Source organism: Pseudomonas sp. SZ57 (assembly GCF_009495975.1).
GTDB classification, from domain to species: domain Bacteria; phylum Pseudomonadota; class Gammaproteobacteria; order Pseudomonadales; family Pseudomonadaceae; genus Aquipseudomonas; species Aquipseudomonas syringae.
This window is the reverse complement of record NZ_WIBD01000002.1, coordinates 418,286-440,957: the sequence shown is the minus strand read 5'-3', so window position 1 is coordinate 440,957 and position 22,672 is coordinate 418,286. Positions and strand designations below refer to the sequence as shown.

The 22,672-nt window shown below is 59.2% G+C and carries 21 protein-coding genes and 1 tRNA gene; 13 read left to right on the top strand and 9 right to left on the bottom strand.

What is annotated here, in order from left to right; all coding sequences use genetic code 11:
* Positions 1–131: 131 nt before the first annotated feature.
* The 4 genes from GE543_RS02070 to GE543_RS02055 all read right to left on the bottom strand — a co-directional run bounded on the left by GE543_RS02070 (position 132) and on the right by GE543_RS02055 (position 2,562).
* Complete coding sequence (locus tag GE543_RS02070; RefSeq protein ID WP_046235230.1) at positions 132–413, bottom strand: peptidylprolyl isomerase; 282 nt, start codon at positions 411–413, stop codon at positions 132–134.
* Between the two features lie 81 nt (positions 414–494).
* Positions 495–1,577, bottom strand: a complete 1,083-nt coding sequence (locus GE543_RS02065; RefSeq protein WP_153220450.1) for a 3-deoxy-7-phosphoheptulonate synthase — start codon at positions 1,575–1,577, stop codon at positions 495–497.
* Between the two features lie 561 nt (positions 1,578–2,138).
* The gene (locus GE543_RS02060) at positions 2,139–2,351 is read right to left on the bottom strand and encodes a hypothetical protein (protein ID WP_153220448.1); all 213 of its coding nucleotides are present in this window, start codon (positions 2,349–2,351) and stop codon (positions 2,139–2,141) included.
* Complete coding sequence (locus GE543_RS02055) at positions 2,329–2,562, bottom strand: DNA-binding protein (RefSeq protein ID WP_032698596.1); 234 nt, start codon at positions 2,560–2,562, stop codon at positions 2,329–2,331. Before GE543_RS02055 ends, GE543_RS02060 begins: the two co-directional genes overlap by 23 nt.
* 129 nt (positions 2,563–2,691) lie before the next feature.
* Here GE543_RS02055 and GE543_RS02050 point away from each other — a divergent pair, with 129 nt between their 5' ends.
* From GE543_RS02050 to GE543_RS02030, 5 genes are all read left to right on the top strand, one after another.
* Positions 2,692–3,006: a helix-turn-helix domain-containing protein gene (locus GE543_RS02050; RefSeq protein ID WP_046235228.1), complete on the top strand. Its 315-nt coding sequence runs from the start codon at positions 2,692–2,694 to the stop codon at positions 3,004–3,006.
* A gap of 169 nt (positions 3,007–3,175) precedes the next feature.
* The gene (gene uvrY, locus GE543_RS02045) at positions 3,176–3,820 is read left to right on the top strand and encodes a UvrY/SirA/GacA family response regulator transcription factor (RefSeq protein WP_002553344.1); all 645 of its coding nucleotides are present in this window, start codon (positions 3,176–3,178) and stop codon (positions 3,818–3,820) included.
* Between the two features lie 2 nt (positions 3,821–3,822).
* Complete coding sequence (gene uvrC / locus GE543_RS02040) at positions 3,823–5,646, top strand: excinuclease ABC subunit UvrC (protein ID WP_003400849.1); 1,824 nt, start codon at positions 3,823–3,825, stop codon at positions 5,644–5,646.
* A 32-nt stretch (positions 5,647–5,678) separates the two neighbouring features.
* Positions 5,679–6,239: a CDP-diacylglycerol--glycerol-3-phosphate 3-phosphatidyltransferase gene (pgsA, locus tag GE543_RS02035; RefSeq protein WP_003410850.1), complete on the top strand. Its 561-nt coding sequence runs from the start codon at positions 5,679–5,681 to the stop codon at positions 6,237–6,239.
* Positions 6,240–6,305: 66 nt separating this feature from the next.
* Positions 6,306–6,381: transfer RNA gene (locus GE543_RS02030), tRNA-Gly, on the top strand.
* Between the two features lie 92 nt (positions 6,382–6,473).
* On the opposite strand, the gene GE543_RS02025 is transcribed toward GE543_RS02030, so the two are convergent.
* Complete coding sequence (locus GE543_RS02025; protein WP_153220446.1) at positions 6,474–6,932, bottom strand: thiol-disulfide oxidoreductase DCC family protein; 459 nt, start codon at positions 6,930–6,932, stop codon at positions 6,474–6,476.
* 484 nt (positions 6,933–7,416) lie between these two features.
* Here GE543_RS02025 and GE543_RS02020 point away from each other — a divergent pair, with 484 nt between their 5' ends.
* The 7 genes from GE543_RS02020 (at position 7,417) to GE543_RS01990 (ending at position 15,982) form a co-directional block, all read left to right on the top strand.
* A complete protein-coding gene (locus GE543_RS02020; RefSeq protein ID WP_153220444.1) occupies positions 7,417–8,085 on the top strand; it encodes a DUF3313 domain-containing protein in 669 nt (222 codons plus the stop codon).
* Between the two features lie 571 nt (positions 8,086–8,656).
* Positions 8,657–11,104, top strand: a complete 2,448-nt coding sequence (locus GE543_RS02015) for a TonB-dependent siderophore receptor (protein WP_100071746.1) — start codon at positions 8,657–8,659, stop codon at positions 11,102–11,104.
* 42 nt (positions 11,105–11,146) lie between these two features.
* The gene (locus tag GE543_RS02010; protein ID WP_003410846.1) at positions 11,147–12,136 is read left to right on the top strand and encodes an amino acid ABC transporter permease; all 990 of its coding nucleotides are present in this window, start codon (positions 11,147–11,149) and stop codon (positions 12,134–12,136) included.
* Complete coding sequence (locus GE543_RS02005) at positions 12,129–12,914, top strand: amino acid ABC transporter ATP-binding protein (protein WP_003410844.1); 786 nt, start codon at positions 12,129–12,131, stop codon at positions 12,912–12,914. The genes GE543_RS02010 and GE543_RS02005 overlap by 8 nt, the downstream gene beginning before the upstream one ends.
* A 28-nt stretch (positions 12,915–12,942) precedes the next feature.
* Positions 12,943–13,872 (top strand): ABC transporter substrate-binding protein, encoded by a 930-nt coding sequence (locus tag GE543_RS02000; RefSeq protein WP_003410842.1) that lies wholly within the window; start codon positions 12,943–12,945, stop codon positions 13,870–13,872.
* 22 nt (positions 13,873–13,894) lie between these two features.
* Complete coding sequence (locus GE543_RS01995) at positions 13,895–15,478, top strand: FAD-dependent oxidoreductase (protein ID WP_153220442.1); 1,584 nt, start codon at positions 13,895–13,897, stop codon at positions 15,476–15,478.
* Between the two features lie 69 nt (positions 15,479–15,547).
* A complete protein-coding gene (locus GE543_RS01990; protein WP_003410837.1) occupies positions 15,548–15,982 on the top strand; it encodes a RidA family protein in 435 nt (144 codons plus the stop codon).
* Between the two features lie 33 nt (positions 15,983–16,015).
* Here GE543_RS01990 and GE543_RS01985 read toward each other — a convergent pair whose 3' ends face one another.
* The 4 genes from GE543_RS01985 to xylA form a co-directional block, all read right to left on the bottom strand.
* Positions 16,016–17,152 carry a sugar ABC transporter permease gene (locus GE543_RS01985; RefSeq protein ID WP_046235225.1) on the bottom strand — a complete coding sequence of 379 codons (1,137 nt, stop codon included), beginning with the start codon at positions 17,150–17,152 and terminating at the stop codon, positions 16,016–16,018.
* Complete coding sequence (xylG, locus tag GE543_RS01980; RefSeq protein WP_103688602.1) at positions 17,153–18,709, bottom strand: D-xylose ABC transporter ATP-binding protein; 1,557 nt, start codon at positions 18,707–18,709, stop codon at positions 17,153–17,155.
* Between the two features lie 102 nt (positions 18,710–18,811).
* On the bottom strand, positions 18,812–19,813 hold the full coding sequence (xylF, locus tag GE543_RS01975) for a D-xylose ABC transporter substrate-binding protein (RefSeq protein ID WP_153220440.1): 1,002 nt from the start codon (positions 19,811–19,813) through the stop codon (positions 18,812–18,814).
* Positions 19,814–19,946: 133 nt separating this feature from the next.
* On the bottom strand, positions 19,947–21,263 hold the full coding sequence (gene xylA, locus GE543_RS01970) for a xylose isomerase (RefSeq protein ID WP_153220438.1): 1,317 nt from the start codon (positions 21,261–21,263) through the stop codon (positions 19,947–19,949).
* Between the two features lie 169 nt (positions 21,264–21,432).
* Here xylA and GE543_RS01965 point away from each other — a divergent pair, with 169 nt between their 5' ends.
* Positions 21,433–22,620 (top strand): XylR family transcriptional regulator, encoded by a 1,188-nt coding sequence (locus tag GE543_RS01965; RefSeq protein ID WP_153220436.1) that lies wholly within the window; start codon positions 21,433–21,435, stop codon positions 22,618–22,620.
* Positions 22,621–22,672: the final 52 nt, after the last annotated feature.

Here is a 22,672-nt window from a genome sequence, read left to right as displayed (position 1 = left end):
GCTATCTTCTACAGACAAATGAGCGCTTCGCCAAGCCACTGCGCGCAGGCTGGGCGACTGTGTCGTTGAAACGGCCACATACAAAAACGGCCCATCCGAAGATGAGCCGTCTGGCATGCGGCGCGGCAGGATCAGTCCTGGCGGCTGGTCACTTCCAGCAGGTGATAGCCGAACTGAGTCTTTACCGGACCCTGAACGGTGTTCACCGGAGCACTGAACACGACGGTGTCGAATTCCTTGACCATCTGGCCTGGACCGAACGAACCCAGGTCACCGCCTTGACGGCTCGATGGGCAGCTGGAATTGGCCTTGGCGATTTCAGCGAAATCAGCGCCGCCTTCGATCTGCGTCTTGAGTTCGTTGCATTTGTCTTCGCTCGAAACAAGGATGTGACGGGCAGTGGCTTTAGCCATGGGGAATAATCTCCTGTGAAAAAAAAGAAACAGCCTACCGGATTCAGTGCGGTATTTCCCGACAAAGTTCCTTCGCTCTGTTTATCTGTAACGCAGACGGTCAACCGCACGACGCAGCAGGCGTTCGGTGCCTTCCCAGCCAAGGCAGCCATCGGTGACCGAAACGCCGTACTGCAGCGTTCCGCCCACTGCCTGGCAGCCGTCGAACAGGTGGCTCTCGATCATCATGCCGATCAGCGAGGTGTTGCCTGACAAGCGCTGTTCCAGCACGTCCTCAAACACACCTGGCTGACGCAGCGGGTCCTTGCCACTGTTGGCGTGGCTGCAATCGACCATGATTCGCGACGCGACATTATTCTTGCTCAGGCTCGCCTGTACCTTGGCCACACTCTGGTGATCGTAATTGGGGCCGCCGTGACCGCCGCGCAGCACGATGTGCGTATCCGGATTGCCTTGTGTCTCGATAATCGCCGGGTGGCCATGACGGTCCATGCCAAAGTGGCGATGTGGATGCGCAGCCGAACGCATCGCGTCGCTGGCCACCGTCACGCCGCCATCAGTACCGTTCTTGAACCCGACAGCCATGGGCAGGCCGCTGGCCATTTCCCTATGGATCTGCGATTCGGTGGTGCGAGCGCCAATCGCGACCCAACTGAGCAGATCGTCGAAGTAGCCCGCCGCCATGGGTTGCAGTATCTCGGTGGCGATCGGCAGGCCCAGGCCCAGCATCTCCAGCATCAATTGCCGCGACAGCGTCAGGCCCTCGGCCATGTCGTCACTGCCATCAAGGCGCGGATCGTAAGCCAGGCCTTTCCAGCCCACCGTCGTGCGCGGTTTTTCGACGTAGGCGCGCATTACCAGCAGCATCTGATCACTGACTTGCGCAGCAAGACCGGCCAGTCGCTCAGCGTATTCAAGGGCGGATCGAGGGTCATGGATCGAGCAGGGGCCGACGATGACTAGCAGTCTCGAGTCTTGACCTTCAAGGATGGCGCGTACGGCGCGGCGATGGGCGGCAACCTGTTCGGTGAGCGCTGCGTCGAGGGGCAGACGCATCTTCAATTCCAGAGTACCTGGCAGGCGTTTCGAGGCGGGGCTGTTGTCTGCCAGCTTGACGGCGTGGCTGGACAGGTCGGACGGGGTTACGGCAACGGACGAATTCATGTTCTGGCTTCCTGGGCTGGCGGGACGCTCCCGCGCAGACCCTACTGGGGTGTTCGACAAAGGCTTTCTAGAACCGGAGGTATGTGCTTGCCACCTGGCATTGACCGAACGGAGGCGGCAGGCTGTCCCGAACGGAGGTGGCTAAATCGCCAGGCAAAATCGATGTCGTTGCGGTAATAAGTGGCGTAGTTCATGTCGTGATCCTCGATGCAATGCAGATTGATTGTTTACGGCTGTTCTGGAACAGACCGTTGAAATACGTGGCCCTGAAAAAACAAAACCCCCGGTCGGGAAGCCGACCGGGGGTTAGAGAATTCTCTGGTTGGCGTCCCCTTAACATGGGCGCCGGATGGGTATCAGGCGCGCCAGTGGCTAAACCAATACCCATAATAAGAATCAACGGATGCGTTCACCGAGGCCGCTTGCACAGCCACGGCGCGCGCACGGCAAGCAATGCCGGTAGCAACGTCGAGTAGCGGTGAAGTGGATTGCAGCATGGTGGGTCTCCGTAGATTGAGGGCAAGCTTACTTCAGGAAAGCAGGCGCCTACAATTGGAAAATTCAATCAGCGGGATTATCGATTTCTGCCAAGGCAGGCAGGTGGATTCTCTGTAGCGACAGCGAACCGCTCAACGGTTGATGGCATGTGGCATCCGGGCGGGCTATTTTACTCGCAACCCTGTATACCTTAATCATCAGGCAACGGCTTTGGCGTTTTTGTCCGGGATGCGTTGTCGCCAGCCAATAACGGCTATTCTTCACGTGCTTGTTCATGCAGGGCTTCCGTGTCGGGGATCGTCCCGATCTTCATGCCCAGCAGTACAGCTACCTTATGCGCTTCACCGCGCCTTCCTTTCTTGCGTCCTGCCAGTACCTGGTAAGTGGTCGCCGGATCAATACTGTTTTCACGAGCGAACTCCTGAACAGATTTGCCCTGTTGATCCAGCCAGGCCCTGGCTTGTGCGGCGGTGCGTATTCCGGGCATAGTTCAAAACCGTTCAAATCTATTCAATTCCGCGGGATTCTAACATTCGTTAGGATGGCTACAACAGGATCATAGGTTCAAATGAGTGGAATCGGTTGCCGGTTGAGAAAGGAAAGAGAGCGCCTGAGGATGTCTCAGCGTACATTTGGTGAGATAGGAGGGGTCGAGGCCAACGCCCAAGGGAAGTACGAAAATGGTGATCGCGCGCCGAAGGCCGATTATCTGGCTGCGGTTGCGGCCAAAGGTGTTGACGTACTCTATGTGTTAACGGGGACGCGAACGCCAGTGCCGATCGACAACCTCAGTCTCATCGAAGAAAAGATCCTCGGCAATTACCGGGTGCTGGGCAAGGAAGATCAGGACGCTATCAGGCGCCTGACAACCACTATTGCCGAGCTTTCGGCGCCATCATCGGGCACTGCAAAGCTTCCATCGGGCAACTGATACAAGACCGGGATGCGCACAGCTCTGCCGTCCTGCCAAGACTTTTGCAGCCCTCCCGCATGCGCTTGCCATCATATTGATGTGAGACGGTGTTCGCAGTGCTAGGTCTGACTCGTTGTTTTTGTTATGGTGATTGGCATTCGTTATGACCGTTGCGCGAGGTGTCTGCTTGATTAAGGTGCTAGTTGTCGATGACCATGATCTTGTCCGGACAGGCATCACACGCATGCTGGCCGACATTGATGGTCTGCAGGTTGTCGGGCAGGCCGATTCCGGCGAGGAATCCCTGAAGAAAGCGCGCGAGCTCAAGCCTGACGTCGTATTGATGGACGTCAAGATGCCGGGCATCGGTGGGCTGGAGGCGACGCGCAAGATGCTGCGCAGCCACCCTGATATCAAGGTCGTCGCTGTTACCGTCTGTGAAGAAGATCCTTTCCCGACCCGTTTGCTGCAGGCTGGCGCTGCCGGTTACATGACCAAGGGTGCCGGGCTTGCCGAAATGGTCCAGGCCATTCGCCTGGTGTTTGCCGGTCAGCGTTACATCAGCCCGCAGATTGCCCAGCAGCTGGCGTTGAAGTCGTTCCAGCCGCAAGTCAATAATTCGCCGTTCGATCTGCTGTCCGAGCGCGAGATCCAGATTGCCCTGATGATTGTCGGCTGCCAGAAGGTCCAGACCATCTCGGACAAGCTGTGCCTTTCACCGAAAACCGTTAATACCTACCGATACCGTATCTTTGAAAAGCTATCGATCAGCAGTGATGTTGAACTGGCTTTGCTCGCTGTACGTCACGGCATGGTTGATGCCAGCGCCTGAACATGACCCAGACATTTGATCCAAGTGCATTTCTCGCGACCTGTAGCGGTCGCCCCGGCGTCTACCGTATGTTCGACGCCGAAGCCACACTGCTTTACGTCGGCAAGGCCAAGAACCTCAAGAAGCGTCTTGCCAGCTACTTCCGCAAGACCGGACACGCGCCCAAGACCGGAGCGCTGGTGTCGCGCATCGCCCAGATCGAAACCACCATCACGGGCAACGAAACCGAAGCGCTGTTGCTGGAGCAGACCCTCATCAAGGAGTGGCGGCCCCCGTACAACATTCTCCTGCGTGACGACAAGTCCTATCCCTATGTGTTTCTGTCCGATAACGCCTTTCCGCGGCTGAGCATTCATCGTGGCACCAAGAAGGCCAAGGGTCGATATTTCGGGCCTTACCCTAGTGCCGGCGCGATTCGCGAGAGCCTCAGCCTGCTGCAGAAGACTTTCCAGGTGCGGCAATGCGAGGACAGCTACTTCAAGAACCGCACACGTCCTTGCCTGCAATATCAGATCAAACGCTGCAAAGGGCCATGTGTCGGGCTGGTCGAGCCTGAGGTGTATGCCGAGGACGTACGTCACTCGGTGATGTTTCTCGAAGGGCGCAGCAATGCCCTGAGCGACGAGCTGAACGCCTCCATGGAAAAAGCCGCGATGGCGCTCGATTTCGAACGTGCAGCCGAGTTGCGCGATCAGGTGGCCTTGTTGCGCCGCGTCCAGGATCAGCAAAGCATGGACGGCGGTACCGGCGATGTCGATGTGGTCGCCGCATTCGTCAACCCTGGCGGTGCCTGCGTGCACCTGATCAGCGTGCGGGGCGGGCGGGTGTTGGGCAGCAAGAACTTCTTTCCGCAGGTGGGCATAGAAGAGGAGGTCGGCGAAGTGATGTCGGCATTCCTGGCTCAGTATTTCCTCGGCGGCATCGACCGTGAGCTGCCCGGCGAAGTTATCGTCAATGTCATCAACGACGATTTCCCCGCGTTCGTCGACGCCGTCGAAGAGCTGCGCGGCGTCGAGATGGTCATCAGTCATCGCGTGCGCGGCACCCGGGCGCGCTGGCAGCAAATGGCGGTCACCAATGCCGAGCAGGCACTGACCGCGCGGCTGGCCAACCGTCAGCACGTTGCGTCGCGGTTCGAAGCGCTGGCCAAGGTGCTGGGTCTCGAAGACCCACCGATGCGTCTGGAATGCTACGACATCAGCCACTCCAGTGGTGAGGCGACCGTAGCGTCGTGCGTGGTGTTCGGCCCCGAAGGCCCGATCAAGTCCGATTACCGGCGTTTCAATATCGAAGGCGTGACGGCGGGCGACGACTATGCCGCCATGCACCAGGCGTTGACCCGACGTTACAGCCGCATCAAGGCCGGGGAGGGCAAGTTGCCTGACGTGCTGCTGGTGGATGGCGGTAAGGGGCAGATGTCCATGGCGCGCGACGTGCTCAATGAATTACAGGTTCCTGAACTCATCCTGCTCGGTGTTGCCAAGGGCACTACGCGCAAGGCAGGTTTCGAGACGTTGTACCTGAACGACTCGGCGCATGAATTCACGCTGCCCGGCGACTCTCCGGCCCTACACCTTATTCAGCAGATTCGCGACGAGGCACACCGTTTCGCAATCACCGGCCACCGTGCCCGCCGCGGCAAGACCCGGCGTACATCAACCCTTGAGGGCGTGGCGGGTGTCGGGCCGACCCGGCGTCGTGACCTGCTCAAACATTTCGGCGGATTGCAGGAATTGTCCCGTGCCAGCATCGATGAAATAGCAAAAGCACCCGGAATCAGCAAAAAGCTGGCAGAGTCGATTTATGCAAACCTGCACAGCGAGTAGAATGCTCGTTCACCTCGTAGCCAGTTGTGCCGATGAATATCCCTAATCTGATCACCGTACTACGCGTTTTACTGATTCCGATCTTCATTTTGTTGTTCTACATGCCTTATCACTGGAGCTACATGGCGGCCAGTGCAGTCTTTGCGTTCGCTGCGGCGACCGACTGGCTCGACGGGTATCTGGCCCGCCGTCTTGAACAAAGCACGCCCTTTGGCGCCTTTCTCGATCCGGTAGCCGACAAACTGATGGTGGCCGTGGCATTGGTGCTGCTGGTTCAGGCACATGCCAATCTGTGGCTGACGCTGCCCGCAGCGGTGATCATCGGCCGTGAAATCGTAATCTCTGCACTCCGCGAATGGATGGCGGAAATCGGCGCGCGTGCGCAGGTTGCCGTTTCCAACATGGGCAAGTGGAAGACAGCGGCGCAGATGCTCGCGCTGGTCATTCTGCTCGGCAACCCGCCGGCCATCACCGTTTGGGTCATTCTTGGCTATGCGTTGCTGCTTATCGCTGCGGGGCTGACACTCTGGTCCATGGTGCAATACCTGAGAGCCGCATGGCCGCACCTCAGGACGACTGCAGAAAAAAAATAAGTTTTTGAATCAAAGGCTTGACGCCGCTATCTGAATCGCTAAAATAGCGCCCGTCATCAAGACAATGCGGGAATAGCTCAGTTGGTAGAGCACGACCTTGCCAAGGTCGGGGTCGCGAGTTCGAGTCTCGTTTCCCGCTCCAAACATTGATTCACCGAACCCTCCGGGCTTAGTGAATCAGCAAAAAAAGACGCCTAGGCGTCTTTTTTCGTTTCTGCGGTAAGCAGTCCTTGTTTACCTTTCCGTACTGGAATTCCGCTTGGCCGAAGCAGGTTTTGCGTCCGGGACCGCACAGCTGTTGCTACTGCAACGGCGGCTGCCGTCAGGGTGGGGCAGCCAGGCAAGGTAAGGGCGCGAGCGGCAAAAAAGCCGGTAGCCCAGGTTGAACACGGGCCTCATGAATTGCCACGACAGCGGCGCGACCCACGCACCCAGGCCGGCCGCTCGCCAACTCCAGAGTGTCGCGTCCAGACCCTTGACCCACGTGCCATCGTTGAATCTGGCGTGCAGTAACGACTCCATATCCTCAAGTGTGAATCCCAGAGAAGTGGCGTCAAAGGCGTCATCACGGATATCCACGAACAAAAGCCGCTCAGGCTTTGCATGGGCGCGCAGGGTTCTGACCTCTCGGGCGCAGAGCGGGCAGTCACCATCAAAGTAAAGTGTCAGCGGCCATTCAAATTTCTTGTACATCACTAATCGTCTTGTATAGGTTTTTTACACCTTATGCTCAAAAGGCCGTGCTGACAATGGGCGGTGGCGTTCATCCGGGCCTTGGGTTTCGAGTACTGCCGATCCAAGGGGTGTTTAGCCCCCACTTACCTGACACGCTGCCTGTCTTTCCAGGTCAATAATCTCGAAGCCATCAAAAGTATACCGATGTGTACATTTTAGATTGACGAGCGCTCTGCAAATGTCTAAAAGTATACACCTTGGTACAGTTTTGGCGTTGCCGATTTAGCTACGCCACGGCAAATCCGAAAAGATTTGCAGTGCCAACAGATAGCTAACGATTGAAAGCCGTGCAATGCGGTATCGCCGTTCGTGGATAGCCCGCAACAGGTAACAGAGAGCTTTTCACTACAAACAATGCTGTTCAAGCGCGTTGCCTGCAGGCGTGCCTGATGGACGGTGAGCGTTTGAATATCAATAACCTGATCACGCTGGAGAATTGCCCATGCACTACGTTAAACAGATGAAGGTGTCCGTGCTTCTGTTGGTGGGATTTCTGGTCGCGGGGTGTGCCAGCCACGAGCCGTCCCCTTACTCGGGCATAGAGTCCTCGCTCGAAATGCGGCCTAACGAGCAGGACAGTACCGGGCGTATACCGTTTAAATACACCACCGCAGTCAACTGGAATAAATACGATCAAATCATGCTTGAGCCCGTGGTGATTTACACGGGCGTGGATGCCCAGTTTTCCGGGCTGGAGCGCAAGGACCGCATAACCCTGGCCAACGACATGACGGTCAAGTTCTCCGAGGCCTTGGGGCGACACTTTCGATTCACCGCCACGCCGGGGCGCGGTACGTTGAGGATTCGTCTGACACTCACCGGGGCCGAGACCACTGTCGCCGGGCTGTCGACGTTCTCCAGATTCGATATCGGCATGGGCTCTTATAACCTGGTTCAGGCGGCCCGAGATCGTAAGGGGACTTTTACCGGCTCCGTCAGTTATGCCGTCGAGATCTACGACGCGTCCACCTCGCAACTGCTGGCGTCCTATATCACCCGGCAGTATCCGAAGGTCTATGACATCGGCTCAACCTTCGGAAGTCTGTCGGCGGCGCAGGCCGGCATTTCGAGAGGGGCGGACGAGCTGGTCGAGCTTCTGCTCTCGAAGTAGGCAACGTGACGTGAAGCCCGGCTTGATAACCGGGCTTTTCGATCTGGAAAATTTCTCATGCAGAAAATGTTATTTTTAAATAATTAGGTTTAATTTAGATCAGAAATAATAATATTAGCTTATGACCAAATAGAATTATATTTTCAAAATTGATTCCGTTATGTTTGGTTTCAACAGCCTACCCCTTACCTCGGATGGTACCAATCGTGATCAAGATTCTGTGTGTCATGCCGCCAGCCTGCGCAGTGTGACAGGGGCGCTGAAACGCTGACCCCGGTGCAGAATCGTTGGAAGGGAGTTCAACGTATGTTGCCTGTTCAATCCTGCCGTTGCCTTTACTTCTCTCGCCCTGTCATTGACAGGCGCGTCGCCTTGCCACTGCTCCGCACCGACTACTCGCCTCATAGCTAGTTCGTTCAGACCGCTAAGTGCCAAACCCGGCCGCAGGTTTTCCTGCATGTCGTTGATCACTTTTAAAACCGTGCATGCCGCGCCGTCTTCAGGACAGCGGGAGTGTCCGATTTCGCGATTTGGATGTGTGGCTGCTATGACAGCCATGTCTGGAGTGGGTATGAAACAAGCCTTACAACGTGCCCGGGTATCGACTGCTGCAATGGGCTACTGCCCATTGGCCTTGGCGATAGGGGGCATGTTGCTGTCAGGGACCATAAGAGCCCAGGAAAACAACACCGACGACCCGCGGACCTTGTCCACTGTGGTGGTCACCGGTAATCGCGGTGCCGAGCAACGTACGGTGACCAGCAGCCCGGTGCCGATCGATGTGGTCAGCGCCAGACAATTACAGAGCACCGGCAAGCCCGGACTGATGGAAGCCCTGAGCGCTGTGATTCCATCGCTGACCCTGCCGGAAAAAACCGGCTGGGACGCCAGCGGCATTGCCCGTGCGCCCAACTTGCGGGGTCTGAGCGCCGCCGAAGTGCTGGTGCTGGTCAATGGCAAACGCCGTCACACCAGCGCCACCCTGAACATCAACGGCATCAATACCGGGGCTGCCCCTGCGGACCTGGACCTGATCCCTATCAGCGCCATCGACCATGTTGAAGTCCTGCGCGATGGCGCAGCGGCCCAATACGGTTCCGATGCGATTGCAGGGGTCATCAACGTCATCCTCAAGGCTGACACCAGTGGTACCTCGGTGACCAATGCCGGGCTCGGCTATGACGGCAAGAAGCAGACTGTGCAGCAAAGCCTCAACAAGGGGTTCGAGATCGGCGACGGGGGCATTGTGCAAATGGCGCTGGACGCCCGCAGCCAGAATGATGACAACAAGGCCAGCGCCAATGGTTACAGTTACGAGCAGGCCTATGACCTGGCGGGCAAGTCCACGTATGGCGGCTACGGCACGCCAAAGACCAACCTGCTGACCCTGGGGTACAACGCCGAACTGCCCATCGATGACAGTCTGAGCCTGTATTCCTTCACCACTTATTCACGTCGTAAGGCCGAGCAGGGGCAGAATTTTCGTCTGCCGACCATTACCAATACCATTACCACCGGGCCTAACGGATACCCGGCGGGATACACGCCGACCTGGTACATCGATGAAGACGATTTCCAGGCAGCATTTGGCGGCAAGGGCACCGTTGGCGAATGGGATTGGGACCTGTCCAGCACTTATGGGCGCAACGCAGCCGAGCAGGGCAGTACGCACAATCAGAACCCGTCCCTGGGTGAAGCCACGCCCAATCGCTTTACTTCCGGTACGTGGGTCTCCACCGAACTGACCACCAATCTGGACTTCAAGCGCGGCTTCGACATCGGTCTGCAAAAGCCTCTGGATGTGTCCTATGGCCTCGAGCATCGGCGTGAGACGTACGAGGTGCAGGCCGGTGACTATGAATCCTATGCCAATGGCGGCTACTGCATTGCGCCGGGCAACTGCGCGTCTTCCGGAGCGCAAGTCACCAACGGTATTTCCCCTGACGAAGAAAGCAGCGCCTCGCGCAACAGTGTCGCCAGTTATGTCGACGTGGGCTTCAACCCTGTACCGGACTGGTACGTTGGCAGCGCATTTCGCTACGAGCATTACAATCAGGGCGTGGGCGCGACCCGCAGCGGCAAGCTGACCACACGTTACGATTTCACTCCCCAATTCGCTGTACGTGCCACTGTCAGCAATGGCTTCCGTGCACCGTCTCTGGCCAACAGCCTGTTCAGTGCGCGCTCGACCACGTATGGCGTGGTGGACGGGGTCTATCAGTCCATCAACTACGGCGTGTTGCCGACGGGGTCCGGGGCTGCGAAAGCGCTGGGTGCCGAGGACCTCAAACCGGAGCGCTCGACCAACTTCAGCCTCGGCTTCACGCTCACACCGACCGAGCGCCTCACGCTGAGCGCCGACGCCTACGTGATCAATCTGCGTGACCGCATCACGCTGACCGGCACCTTGCTGGGCGATGAGGTCACGCAGGTGCTGCTCAACAATGGCATCGACTCGACGTCGGGTGGCCAGTACTTCATCAACGGTGCCGACACCCGTACCAAGGGGCTGGACCTGGTCAGCAATTACAGTCAGGACCTGGGGCCGTACGGGTCATTGAAGTGGACGGCGGCGTTCAACTGGAACCAGACGAAGGTCCTCAGCTACAAGGAATCCACCTCGATTCTCGGTACGTCCTATGAACTGATGGACCGCGAAGCGCGCAATCTGATCACCGGTGTGCAGCCGCGCACCAAGCTGATTCTGGGCGGTGACTGGAGTATCGAGCGCTTCAACCTGAAGCTGGCGCTGACCCGCTACGGCGCTTACAAGGAGGTCAATTCCTCAGCCAATCGTGATCTGGACCGCGTTTACGGCGCCAAGTGGATCACCGATCTGGACCTTGGCTACAACCTCAGCAAAAACCTCAACGTCGCCGTCGGGGCCAAGAACCTGTTCGACGTCTATCCCAAAAAGCAGGGGATTCCCAGCAGCACCATGGTCAGCAGCTACGGCACCTATTCGCCCTACGGTTTTACTGGCGGCTACTACTACACCCGGCTGACTTACGCCTTTTAAGGCCAGCACCTGACAACTCAATATTGCGTGCGAGGAAGCACTATGCCCATTGTCGCCAAACCCTATGACTTCATTGATGAGGCCCGTCATTATCCGCTTGCTCAGGGCCGCGTAGCACCGCCGCCGATAAAGGCATTGCAGATTGTCCCCGCCCGGCATCCCGGTCGCTGGATCGGGTCGATATTCGCGGCGCTGGTGCTGCTGGTCATTGTGCACTCGCTGGCGACCAACCCGCGTTGGGAGTGGGGCGTCTTCGGCCAGTGGTTCTTCTCGCCATCGGTGCTGCGCGGCCTTGCGCAGACGCTTCTGTTGACGCTGCTCAGCACGCTGTTCAGCATCATTCTCGGCACGGCGCTGGCGTTGGCGCGCCTGTCGGGTTCGCCGCTGCTGGCGGCACTGGCCTGGGGCTACATCTGGTTTTTCCGCTCGATGCCTGCGCTATTGGTGTTGATCATCCTCTACAACTTCGCCTACCTGTACGACCACATCGTACTCGGGGTGCCGTTCACCCAGCTGGTCTTCGCCGAGTGGTCGACGGTGGACGTGCTCAGTCAGTTCACCGTTGCGGTACTGGGCTTGAGCCTGATGCAGTCGGCCTATACCGCAGAAATCATTCGTGGCGGGCTGATCGGTGTCGATGCCGGTCAGCATGAAGCTGCTGCGGCACTTGGCCTGCCTGCGTCGCGGCGGATTTTCCGGATCATTCTGCCCCAGGCGTTGCGCTCGATTCTGCCTTCGGGTTTTAACGAGATCATCGGTCTGGTCAAGGGAACATCCATTGTTTACGTGCTGGCCTTGCCGGAGCTGTTCTACACCGTGCAGGTCATCTACAACCGCACCCAGGCAGTGATTCCGTTGCTGATCGTGGCCACCGTCTGGTACCTGATCATCACTACGGTGCTGACCAGTGCCCAGTATTACGTCGAACGCCACTTTGCCCGTGGCTCGGCACGTGTACTGCCGCCGACACCCTTGCAGCGCCTGCGCGGCTGGCTCAAGGGCAGCGCGTCCGGGGAGAAGCACCATGGGTGAGGCCTCCACGCCAGTGCGCGCAGGGCGCATTCAGATTCAGGGCGTGGGCAAGCGCTTTGGCAGCCAGCAGGTGCTCAAGGACATCGACCTGAGCATCGAGCCGGGCAAGGTCACGGTGATACTCGGTCCTTCCGGTTCCGGCAAGTCCACGCTGCTGCGCACCATCAACCACTTGGAAAAGATCGACAGCGGGTACATCACCATCGACGGTGATTACGTTGGCTATCGTCGCAAGGGCGACCTGCTCTATGAACTCAAGGAGCGCGAGATCCTCAAGCGGCGGATCGAGGTCGGCTTCGTGTTCCAGAATTTCAACCTGTTCGCGCACCTCACTGCCTGGGAAAACATCGCCGAAGCGCCTTTGGCCCACAAACGCTGGAGCAAGTCCGAGGCCCGGGCCAGGGCAAGTGAGCTGCTGGCCAGGGTTGGTCTGGCAGACAAGACAGATGCGTACCCGCGCCAGCTTTCCGGGGGGCAGCAACAGCGTGTCGCAATCGCCCGCGCGCTTGCGCTGGACCCCAAGGTCCTGCTGTTCGATGAGCCCACCTCAGCCCTTGACCCCGAGCTGGTCGGCGAGGTGCTGGACGTCATCAAGGGCCTGACGCAACTGGGTGTCACGCTGGTGGTGGTCACTCATGAAATCGGCTTCGCCCGTGAGGTGGCAGACCATGTCGTGTTTCTCTGCGAGGGCCGACTGATCGAGCAAGGGCCGCCGGAGCAGGTGTTCCATCAACCTCGACATCCTCGCACGGCTGCCTTTCTCGGCAAGGTGCTATGACTTTCCCGCTATCAAGGAGTGACTGCTGATGTTCATCAATATCGCCCGTGTGGCCTTGCTGACGCTAGCCGTCAGCGTCGCCCACAATACTTTGGCCTCGACCGCGCAACCGGTCGATCTGAGTCCCGACCGGCCACGCATTCATGTGCCGCGTAACGAGGCGGCCATCGCACAGATCCCGGCGGGCTTCAAGTTCGCCCAGCCTGGCAAGTTCACCGTGGCCGTCTCCGGTGTTGCGGGGCCGCCGTTGGCGCTGCTGGCCAATGATGACAAGACCACTATTGGCAGCGAGGCCGATACCGCGCAACTGGTAGCGGATAGCCTGGGCTTGCAATTGAACGTGGTGCAGACCAGTTGGGAGGACTGGCCGCTGGGCGTCAGTTCGGGAAAATACGACGCGGTGATCAGCAATGTCACCGTCACTGAAGCGCGCAAGAAACGCTTCGATTTCGCCACTTACCGTCAGGACGTCCTGGGCTTCTACGTGAAAGCCAACAGCAAAATAAGCGAGATAAAACAGGCGTCGGACATTGCCGGGCTGAAAATTATCGTCGGCTCCGGCACCAATCAGGAAAAGGTTCTGCTGGCGTGGAACGAAGCGAATGAAAAGGCCGGTATCAAGCCTGCGCTGTTGCAGTACTTCGATGATCAGGCGGCCGCACAACTTGCCATTCAGTCGGGTCGCAGTGATGCGCTGTTCGGGCCCAATTCGATATATGCCTATTCGGCCGCGATTACCGGCGGCATCAAGCGGGTAGGCACGGTCAATGGCGGCTGGCCGCTGCAGGCGGATATCGCCGTGACCACGCGCAAGGACAACGGCCTGGTCAGGCCGATTCACACCGCCCTGGAAGGAGCGATTGCCGGCGGCCAGTACGAGCAGGTGCTCAAACGCTGGGGGCTGGATGTGGAGCGCGTCGACAGGTCGTTGATCAACCCGCCCGGCTTGCCGGACTGAAGCGTTGAAGGGAGCAAACGATATGGGACTGACACGACGTGAAGCGCTTTCCAGTATCGCTGCGGTGGGCGGCGAGACCGCCGTCAAGGATGCGCTTGCGGTACTGGGGCTGGGGCCTTCATCACATCGACGGCCACAGCCTCTGAAACTCGGCGACGGTCTGGGGCAGGGCACTCGCGTGCTGGTGCTGGGGGCAGGCATTGCCGGGCTGGTCACGGCACTGGAACTGAAGCGCGCAGGTTTTGCCGTGCAAGTGCTGGAAGCCCGTGAGCGAGTGGGTGGCCGTAACTGGACGCTGCGCAACGGCGATCGGGTGGAGTACAAGGACGGCCGCTCACAGACCGCAAGCTTCGATTCAGGGGTGTATTTCAATGCCGGTCCGGCGCGCATTCCCAGCCAGCATCGGACGTTGCTCGACTACTGCAGTGAACTGGGTGTGCCGCTTGAAGTACTGGTCAACAGCAGCCATGGAGCACAGGTACGCCCGGACCTGCAACGCCCCGCGTTCACTGTCGGCCAGGCGATCAATGACGCTCGCGGCCATCTTTCCGGTTTGCTGGCCAGGGCGGTGCAGCGCGACGCGCTGGACGATGTGTTGAGTGGCGAGGAGCGTCAGCGGCTGTTGGCGTTCTTGCAGGTGTATGGCGACCTTTCGCAGGAACTGGCTTACGAGGGCAGCCTGCGCTCCGGGCATCAAACGTCGCTTTCTGATCCAGGAGCCTTGCCGAGCAGTGCGCAACCGGTGGCGCTGGATCGCTTGCTGCACCCCGAATTATGGGGCGCACTGCTGCACACCGAGTTTCCCGAGTTTTCCGCGACCATGTTTCAACCGGTCGGTGGCATGGACCGGATCACCGACGCCTTTTACCAGCGCCTCACCGACCAGGTGCAACTGGGCGCGCAGGTACGGCAGATTCGTCAACTGGAAGACGGCGTGGCAGTTACCTATCACGACAGATACAGCGGTCGCGAGCATGTGGTGCGCGCCGACTATCTGGTGTCAACCCTGCCACTGCCTTTGCTGGCCAGACTGGACACCGATTTCAGTGATCCGGTCAAGGCGGCCTTGCTCAGCACCCGCAACGATCAGGCGACCAAGGTGGCCTGGCAATCTCCGCGTTTTTGGGAAACCGACTACCGCATCTACGGCGGGTTGTCCTGGATCGACCATCCGGCGCGGCTGTTGTGGTATCCCAGTAACGATTTGAACACCCGTGAAGGTCTGCTGGTGGCGGGTTATGTCACCGGGGAGGGGGCCGCTGCGTTCGGTGCGCGACCGTTCGACACACAATACGCTGCTTCCAGAGAAGCGGTAGAGCTGCTGCATCCGGGGTATTCGCGGCAGTTGCGCAACCCGCTGGCCGTGTCCTGGGAGCAGATCCCTTACAGCGAAGGCCCTTGGTTGCAACGCGAACATTTTCCGGCCGCTGCCAGTGCGTTGCTGGACGAGCCCCATGGTCGTGTGTACTTCGCCGGTGACGGACTGGTGCAAAGCGGAGTCGGCATCTGGCAGGAGTCGGCGGCCAACTCGGCGCGACATGTGGTGGCGCAACTGGCCGAGCGAGTGACGCAAGCGCGGCAGATTTCGACCCTTGCCGCGTCATGACGTGCAACTGCACGACCCCGTCGTTTTACGTAACCCTTATTCCTGAATATCCATTGAAGGAGAGACACCATGAGCGACAGCATTCAACGCACCAGCGTCGGCGATTTTCCGATCTCGCAAACCGTGACAGTGCCAGCCTCGACCAGCCTGGTATTTGTCAGCGGCACCTTGCCTGACCTCGCCGACCCGCAGGCTCCGTCGGGTACGCCGGCAGCCTATGGCAACACCGAAGTACAGACCGTTTCGGTATTCAACAAACTGCGCAGAATCCTTCAGCAACAGGACCTCGATCTGGGCGATATCGTACAGTTGCGGGTATTTCTGGTCGGTGCCGAGGAAACCGCCGGCAAGCTGGATTTTGCCGGGTTGCAGGCCGGTTACACGCAATTTTTCGGCACGCCGGAACAACCTCTCAAACCCGCGCGCACGGCGTTGCAGGTGGTAGCGCTGCCATTGCCCGGCGCGTTGATCGAGGTCGAAGCGATAGCGGCCAGACCGGCTTGATTGCGCGCTGTCAGCTTGCGTGTCGGGCAGCGATCAGCGCCGCCCGGCGCGGGTACTCACGTCCACCCACACCGCCAATACCAGAATGCCGCCCTTGACGATCATCTGCCAGTAACTGTCGACGTCGAGCATCGACATGCCGTTGTCGAGACTGGTGATGACCAGTGCGCCGAGCAGGGCTCCGTAGACAGTGCCTGAACCGCCACGCATGGACGTGCCGCCGATGAAGCATGCGGCGATGGCGTCGAGTTCGCCCATGTTGCCGGCCGAGGGTGAGCCGGCGGCCAGGCGTGCGGTGTTGACCAGCCCGGCAAACGCGCACATCACGCCCATGATGCCGAAGATCCACAGCTTCACGGCCTGTACGTTGATGCCGGACAGGCGCGTGGCTTCCATGTTGCTGCCGACGGCGTAGACGCGGCGCCCGAATACCGTCTGGCTGGTGACATAACTGAACACGCCGAGCAGGACCAGCAACAGCAACACCGGAACGGGTATTCCGTCGTAGCTGTTGAGCACATAGACAAAGCCGCCCAGCACAGCGCCGATCAACAACACACGCAACACATCACGAATCAGCGAATGTGCCGCCAGCCCGTGCAGCGCTCTGTTGCGCCGTTGTTTCCAGGTCAGGAACAGCGTCAGCGCCAGCAGCAGGATGCCGAGCCCGGTGCCTACCGCATGTGGCAGATAGCCCTGACCGATATAGACCAGCGACGGCGACACCGGAGCGATGGTCGTGCCGCCGGTGATCCCCAGCAGAACGCCGCGAAACGCCAGCATGCCACCCAGCCCGACGATGAACGAGGGGATCCGCAGGTAGGCAGTCATGTAGCCATTGGCGAGGCCGATCATCAGGCCGCAAAAGGCCACCACACTCAGGTTCGCCAGCAGCGGAACGTGGTAAACCACATCCAGAATCGCCGCCAGGCCACCGAGCAGGCCAAGCAATGAGCCCACCGACAGGTCAATCTCGCCGCTGATGATCACCAGCACCATGCCGCAGGCCAGAATCCCGGTAATGGACATCTGTCGCAGCAGGTTGGACAAGTTGCGCGGGGTGAGGAAGCCGCCTTCGGTCTGCCAACTGAAGAACAGCCAGATAACGGCGATGGCAATCACCAGTGCGAGCATTTTGTAGCGGGTGAAGAACTGTTTGACCTGGTTCATCTACGCGGTCTTCCGGGCATTATTGTGAGGGGCATCGGAGTGGCTGAGTGCAGCGGCGAGCACCTGCTCCTGAGTCAGTTCATGGTTGATGAAGTCGCCGCGCAACCGGCCGTCGCCAATCACCAGTACGCGGTCGGACACGCCCAGCACTTCGGCCAGTTCCGAAGACACCATGATGATCGACACGCCCTCGGCTGCCAGCGCACCCATCAGCTTGTAAATCTCGTACTTGGCGCCGACATCGACGCCGCGAGTGGGCTCGTCGAGTATCAGAACGCGCGGGCGGGTGAGCAGCATCTTCGCCAGCACGGCTTTCTGCTGATTGCCGCCGGACAGGCTGGTAATCGGCAAAAACGGGCTGGCGGTCTTGAGGTGCATGCGCGAGATTTCTCGGTCGATACTGCCCAGCTCTGCCTCGGCGTCGATACGGGTCATGTTCGAGTAGCTGTCGAGGACCGCGAGGGTGATGTTCTGGCCGACACCCAGGTCCGGAATGATGCCCTGGCGCTTGCGGTCTTCGGGGACCATGCACAGACCGGCGCGGATTGATTTGAGCGGCGTGCGCGTGTCGATCATCTGGCCATCGAGCCACACTTCACCGCTGTATCGACCCGGATAGGCGCCAAACAGGGCGGATACCAGTTCGGTGCGGCCCGCGCCCACCAGCCCGGCGATGCCGAGGATTTCCCCGCGCCTGAGGACGAACGATACGTCGTCGACCCGCTTGCGCTTGGGGTTATCGACGTCATGGCAGGTGATATGCCGCGCTTCGAAAATCACCTCGCCGACATCATGCGGCTCGGTGGGATAGAGGTTGCTCATTTCGCGTCCGACCATCTGGGTGATGATCTTTGGAATGTCCATGTCCGCCATTGCAGTGGTTGCGATATGTTTGCCGTCGCGGATGACTGAAATGGTGTCGCACACGGCGGCCACTTCATCGAGCTTGTGGGAGATGTACACGCACGCGACCCCTTTAGCCTTCAGGTCGCGAATGATGTTCAGCAGCACCTCGATTTCGGAACGGGTCAGGGCCGAGGAGGGCTCATCGAGAATCAACAGACGCGCCTTCTTGTTCAGCGCCTTGGCGATTTCCACCAGTTGCTGGTAGCCGCCGCCATACTGGGAAACCGGCAGTGCCACGTTCATGTCAGGCACTTTGAGTTCCCGCATCAGCGACTCGGCGCGGTGGATCATGGCCGGATAATTCATGCGCCCGCCGGGGAGCGTCAGCTCGTGACCCATGAAGATGTTTTCGGCCACTGACAGGTCCGGGACCAGCGTCAGCTCCTGATGGATGATGACGATCCCGGCCGCTTCCGTTTCGCTGATCGATTGTGCCTTGAGCGGTTGGCCATCCCACAGGATCTCGCCCTCCCAGGTGCCGTAGGGATAGACCGCCGAAAGGACTTTCATCAACGTGGACTTGCCCGCGCCGTTCTCGCCGCACAGGCCGACGCATTCGCCGGGCTTCACTGTGATATCGATGCCGTTGAGCGCTTTTACACCGCCAAAGGATTTGACGATGCCATTCATTTGCAACAAGTAGTCAGACATGGCGCAGGGCTCTACGAAGGTGTAATGGCTTGGCCTGAGCGACGGCCCTACCTAACCGCAGGGTCGTGCTCTGGCTTTCAGCGACGTATCAACGATCGACGCTCATTGCCCGGCAATCTGCGCCTTGGTGTAGAACCCGTCTTTCTCCAGCAGGTCGATGTTGTCCTTGGTCAACGCTGTAGGCGTCAGCAGGATGGTGTCGACTTTCTTGCTGCCATTGTCGTATTGCGAGGTGAACTCGGGTTTCTCTTTGCGTGCCAATTGCACTGAGAGCTTGGCGGCTTCCGTGGCAATCAGTTTCAGCGGCTTGTAGACGGTCATGGTCTGGGTGCCATCGATGACCCGCTTGACCGCCGCGAGGTCCGCATCCTGGCCCGAGATAGGGACTTTGCCGGCCAGTTGCTGTGCGGCGAGGGCCTGGATCGCGCCGCCGGCAGTGGCGTCGTTGGAGGCGACGATGCCATCGATCTTGTTGTTATTACGCGTCAGGGCGTTTTCGACAATGCTCAGGGCTTCGGTAGGGTTCCACTCCTTTACCCACTGCTGGCCGACGATCTTGATATCACCTCTGTCGATGGCCGGTTGCAGCGCTTTCATCTGGCCTTCACGCAGAATCTTGGCGTTGTTGTCGGTGGGCGCGCCGCCCAGCAGGAAGTAATTGCCCTTGGGCGCTGCTTTCAGCACGCCGTTGGCCTGCATCTCGCCGACCTTTTCGTTATCGAAGGAAATGTACGCATCGATATCGGCATTGAGGATCAGCCGGTCATACGACACTACCTTGATCCCGGCCTTTTTGGCTTCGGCAACGGCATTGGTCAGTACGGTGGCGTTGAACGGCACGATGACGATCACATCGACGCCGCGAGCAATGAGGTTTTCTATCTGCGAGATCTGTTTCTGCTCATTGGCATCCGCCGATTGTACGAAGACCTTGGCGTTCAGCTTTTCCGCCGCCGCAACGAAGTAATCACGGTCGCGTGACCAGCGCTCCAGACGCAGGTCATCAATGGAAAAACCTATTTTCGGGTGCGCGGAGTCAGCCATGACCGGCAGGGACAGCAAGGCCAGCGCGCTGGCGAGCAGCGTACGTTTCAGGGTGTTCATAGGGTGCGTCCTTTTATTGTTGTTTGAGACACTGCTTGACTGAGGGTGATACCGATAGAACTGTAGAGCGTTGCCGGACGTCGCGTGTGAAGATTTGTCGCCTGAATGTCACGGCGACGTCCAGCTACGCCTGTCAGGCGTAGATAAAGCGATTGACCACACCTTCGAGCAGTTCCTGGCGGCCGCTGACGGCCTGCGGGTTCAACTCGTTGGCGAAGGCGTGTTCGGCGAGCGACGCAAGGCTGAATTCGCCCGCCAGTACCGATTGCCCGAAAGGCTGCTGCCAGCCCGCATAGCGCTGATCCTTGAACTGCTGGAGTTTATCGTTCTGCACCATGGCGGCGGCACGTTCCAGCGCCAGGGCAAGGACATCCATCGCGGCGACGTGGCCGTGGAACAGATCGATATCGTCGAGGCTCTGGCGACGTACCTTGGAGTCGAAATTGAAACCGCCATTGGTGAAGCCGCCAGCCTTGAGGATCTCGTAGGTGGCGAGGGTCATCTCCTCGACGCTGTTGGGGAACTGGTCCGTGTCCCAGCCGTTCTGTGGGTCGCCACGGTTGGCGTCGATGCTGCCGAAGATCCCCAGCGAGACCGCTGTGGCGATTTCGTGGTGGAAGCTGTGTCCGGCCAGCGTGGCGTGGTTGGCCTCGATATTGACCTTGATCTCGTTTTCCAGGCCGTACTGCTGCAGAAAACCGAACACCGTGGCGCTGTCGTAATCGTACTGATGCTTGGTCGGCTCCTGTGGCTTGGGCTCGATCAGCAAGTCACCCTTGAAACCGATCTTGTGCTTGTGCTCGACCACCATGCGCATGAAGCGACCGAGTTGTTCGCGTTCACGCTTGAGGTCCGTATTGAGCAGGGTTTCGTAGCCTTCACGACCGCCCCACAATACGTAGTTGGACCCTTTGAGACGCTGGGTGGCATTCATCGCGCTGAACACCTGGGTCGCGGCGTAGGCAAAGACTTCCGGGTCCGGGTTGCTGGCAGCGCCTGCGGCGAAGCGTGGATTGCTGAAGCAGTTGGCCGTGCCCCACAGCAGTTTTATGCCGCTCTGTTGCTGATGGCGCTCAAGATGATCGACCATGTGCGCGAAGTTGTGGCGATACTCCTTGAGTGAGGCGCCTTCCGGTGCCACATCGGTGTCGTGGAAGCTGTAGTAGTCGATGCCGAGCTTGGAGAAGAACTCGAACGCCGCTTCGGCTTTGCCGATGGCCAGTTCCATCGGGTCACCGGAACCTTGCCATGGGCGCTTGAAGGTGCCGACACCGAACATGTCGGCGCCCGGCCATACGAAGGTGTGCCAGTAGCAGGCCGCCATGCGCAAGTGCTCGCGCATGGGTTTGCCGAGGACCAGCTTGTCGGCGTCATAGTGGCGAAAGGCGAGGGGCGAGTCGCTGTCAGGGCCTTCATAGCGAACCCTGTCGACGTCGGGGAAGTACGGCATGAGCGTTTTCCTTATTGTTCTTGGCGGTGTCTGGATACTAGCAACGGCCCTGCATGCGCTGATTATGAAAATCGTCAACGTACAGTGCGATTTTGAGTGTTGAGATTCGTCGGTCAGCGGCCTAGTCTGTGGCCCACGGCGTCGTGCTTATCGAATCGGCATAAAAACAATGAAAACCGTACCTCCCGTTCACCGCATCGCGCTGTTGTTCAACGGCAGCAAGATTTATGACCGCGGCATCATCAGTGGCATCGGCAACTACCTCAGCAGCACCCGGGTGTCCTGGGACCTGTTCCTCGAGGAGGATTTCCTCTGTCGCCTGAAAGGCATCGAGCGCTGGCAGGGCGACGGGATCATTGCCGATTTCGATGACCCACTGATCGGCGAGGCATTGGCCGGGATCAAACTGCCGGTGGTAGCGGTGGGCGGGTCCTATCAGGACGAGCGCGCCTACCCGAAGGGCATTCCATATGTGGCGACTGACAATTACGCCTTGATCAAGGCGGCCTACGAGCACCTGATCGAGGCCGGGCTGACGCGCTTTGCCTGCTTCAGCCTGCCTGAAGCGCAAGCCAATCGCTGGGCCCAGGAGCGCGAGCAGGCCTTTCGCCGCTTGCTGCAACGCGACGGCCTGCACGCCGAGGTCTATCGTGGCCTGGGCACCAGCGCGCCGCTCTGGGACAGCGCCGTAGAACAGCAGATCGCCTGGCTGCAAAGCCTGCCCAAGCCGATCGGCATCATCGCCGTGACCGACGCCCGTGCTCGTCAGCTATTGCAGGCCTGCCTGACCGCCGGAATCGCCGTTCCCGAGCAGGTGGCGCTGATCGGCATCGACAATGATCCGTTGACCCGCACCCTCACTCGCGTGCCACTGAGTTCGGTCGTTCAAGGAACCGATACGATGGGTCGCACCGCTGCACGTCTGCTGCACCAGATGCTGCACGGCATGCCGTCCTCGGGTACACACATTCTGATACCTCCGGACACTGTCAACGTGCAGGCTTCGAGTCTGCATCAGCCCTTGGGTGACCCCTATGTGATGCAGGCGCTGCTGTTTATCCGGCAGTACGCGTGCCAAGGCATCAAGACTGCACAGGTAGCCGCTTACGTGGGCGTTTCGCGCTCGTCACTGGAGTCACACTTTCGCCGCGTAAGGGGCTGCAGCGTGCATGACGAGATTCTGCGTTTCAAACTGGCCGCCGCTGCAAACGGACTGAAAAACACCGGGCTGGCCATTGCCGAGATCGCCCGTGATTGTGGTTTCCGGTCTGCACAATACCTGCACACTGTGTTTCGTCGCGAGTTCGGCTGCACGCCGCGAGAGTACCAGCAGGGTGGCGGTGCGGCGGCGTCATGAACGCAGGAGGCCTGGGCGGTGAGCGAAAGGCTTTGAATGCATTCCTTCCTAT